This window comes from Mucilaginibacter sp. P4_G9, assembly GCF_056400985.1.
In genome coordinates this window covers 1-2,182 of record NZ_JBFUKF010000610.1, presented here as the reverse complement: position 1 = coordinate 2,182, position 2,182 = coordinate 1, and the positions used below count along the sequence as shown (strand labels likewise).

The following is a 2,182-nucleotide window of genomic DNA, read 5'->3' as shown; positions in this document are numbered from 1 at the left end:
CAAAAGGTCCCTGGTTAAATGCCGCCGAATCTTTTTTCAAAGGCACAACCGCCCTTGCAAAATATCTTAACCGTTGCGCAAAATAATGGTCGTTCTTGTTGGCAGCGGTATTGCCCAAAAAGCGTTGCTCCAAACGGAAACGGTGAGCCAGGTTGATACTTTTACTTAGTTTGTGAGTGTAAGTATATTGCTGCCAAATGCGGCTTTCCGGGCGAAAGGTTTGATCGCCTGCCGTTGTGCGGCCATAAGAGGCTATATAAGCATAACCCAATGCTCCTACTTTGTTTTTAGCGAAGTAATAATTGGCTGATGGACGCAACAAAATATGCTTTAGATAACTGAGCTCGTCATGTGAACGGATCTGCCCATCAAACGAGTAACCCCAATGTTCGGATAATTTTTGGCTGTGGAACCAGGCCGCCCAACCCGAAAACTGGTTATCCGGCGCAAATACCTTTGCTGGTATTACAAATAATATAACTACAATAAATAATGCTACTAATTTTTGCTTCAACTGCATAGATGTATATATAAATTAAAAAAATCCAACCTAATCAATCCAATAAACCAATCGCTAATCTTTCAACCTTAGCAAGGTTCGCCTGCCCAGGTCAACCGTAACTCTGAAAGCTTCCTGGTTGCTGGTTTTAAAACCAGGTGTTTGATGAAAGCTTAAAATAAACTGCCCTTTTATACGCTTATACAGAAAAGGCGTCCAGATAATATCCATACGGTTGTATGTTTTCTTTTCATAAAACGCATCGCCGTACATTATATGATGGCCCTGGCCTTTATAAAATTCATCAAACAAAGCAAAACGGTGGTAGCTGAAATAAGCACTGGCTACAAAGCCCGCAGGTTTCTGAAAACCATCAACCCCGCGGGTACGCTCAAATGACATCATGCCGCCTGCTTCCACCGATAAGGAATCAAGAAAGGTTTTATGGCTAAAATCAAGCCCCAGCCTTACCTGGCCCGCGCCGTTATCCTGTATATTATCATTAGGTACGGCAATGATTGCACCGGCATCATGCTCAAGCATAAAATAATGTGATATGTAAAACATACCGGTAACTGATGGTTTGTACCTGCCCGAAAATCCAAATAAAAACTGCTCCCTATCGGTATTGGTTTGGCGGCTTACCCAATCAATCCAGCCTGTTTCTACAAAATGATCATTGTGCACGCGGGCTAAAAGTCCCTCCACATTGGGGCGATAATAGCGCAAGGTATCGTTAAGTAAGCCTCTTGGATAATCATCCAGTAAACCTTCTCGCGGGAAAGCCCCGGCATTAAAAAGCCAGCTTTTACCTGTAAAACTATAGTAAGCAACCGGATTTACATGTAAAAAATACGGCTTGGCACCAAACTCATGAATAGCGTTGGCACCCACAATAAAGTGATTTAAGCTATCAATGTTCCAGCCTACGTCAAGCGCGGTACGCACACCATTGTAGGTGCGCGATCGGATCAGGGAAGGCTTATACTCGCGGTTATCCATAAAGCCCATTGCTTTAAAATGAATATCAATGGTTTCCTGGGCCAATGCGGCGGTACCGGTAATCAGCGTAAAAATTGCAAATAAGTATATTTTTTTAAACATAGGTGTAATTATTATTTAACTGTAAAACTGATAACATCGCTGTTCCTGCTTCCCTGGAAAGGTTCTGTACGCCAGGAAAAAAACAGCTGGTAAACCGCCTTTTTATCGGGGGCAGTCAGCGTAAATGCGTATTTGGTTTGTTCGCCGGGTTTTAAAGAGATCCGGTGAAAATCATCTCCAGATACCTGTATGTTGGCCAGATTCCCCCCAATAAACATACAGGCTTCTAAAGTAAGCGCATGCGTTGCGCCCTGGTTGCTGAAATCAATAGTGTACGGGTATGGATTAGTGATGCTCATATTTATAACGCGCTTTTGTCCGGGTGCCAAAGCAAAACTGCCGGATAAAATTTTACATACCACTTTTTGGTAAGTACGTGTATCGTTAACCCATGAGCCGTACCATTTACCCCGGATAGTCATACTATCCGTAGTAACGTTGGGGATCTTATCGTGGGTAAGGTAATAAACCCTTTTATGCTGAAACTGCTCTTCAAATGGCCACATATCAAATTGCGTGGTACGATAATACCTGGAATCATAAGCAAAGCCTTTTAACGAGTTGGTATTATTACTATTT

Annotated in this window: 3 protein-coding genes; all 3 read right to left on the bottom strand. The window is 42.6% G+C overall.

Features of this window, described 5'->3' with window-relative positions; all coding sequences use genetic code 11:
• Positions 1-514, bottom strand: a 514-nt coding sequence (locus tag AC1DPZ_RS25890; RefSeq protein WP_477408918.1) for a DUF2490 domain-containing protein, incomplete at its 3' end; no start/stop codon positions are given.
• A 60-nt stretch (positions 515-574) separates the two neighbouring features.
• The gene (locus AC1DPZ_RS25885; protein ID WP_477408916.1) at positions 575-1,603 is read right to left on the bottom strand and encodes a hypothetical protein; all 1,029 of its coding nucleotides are present in this window, start codon (positions 1,601-1,603) and stop codon (positions 575-577) included.
• An 11-nt stretch (positions 1,604-1,614) separates the two neighbouring features.
• On the bottom strand, positions 1,615-2,182 hold a 568-nt coding region (locus AC1DPZ_RS25880), incomplete at its 5' end, for a hypothetical protein (protein WP_477408914.1).

Bases quoted from the DNA above. Each gene is read 5' to 3' on its own strand.
- AC1DPZ_RS25885 (WP_477408916.1), bottom strand. From the start codon at position 1,603: ATGTTTAAAAAAATATACTTATTTGCAATTTTTACGCTGATTACCGGT.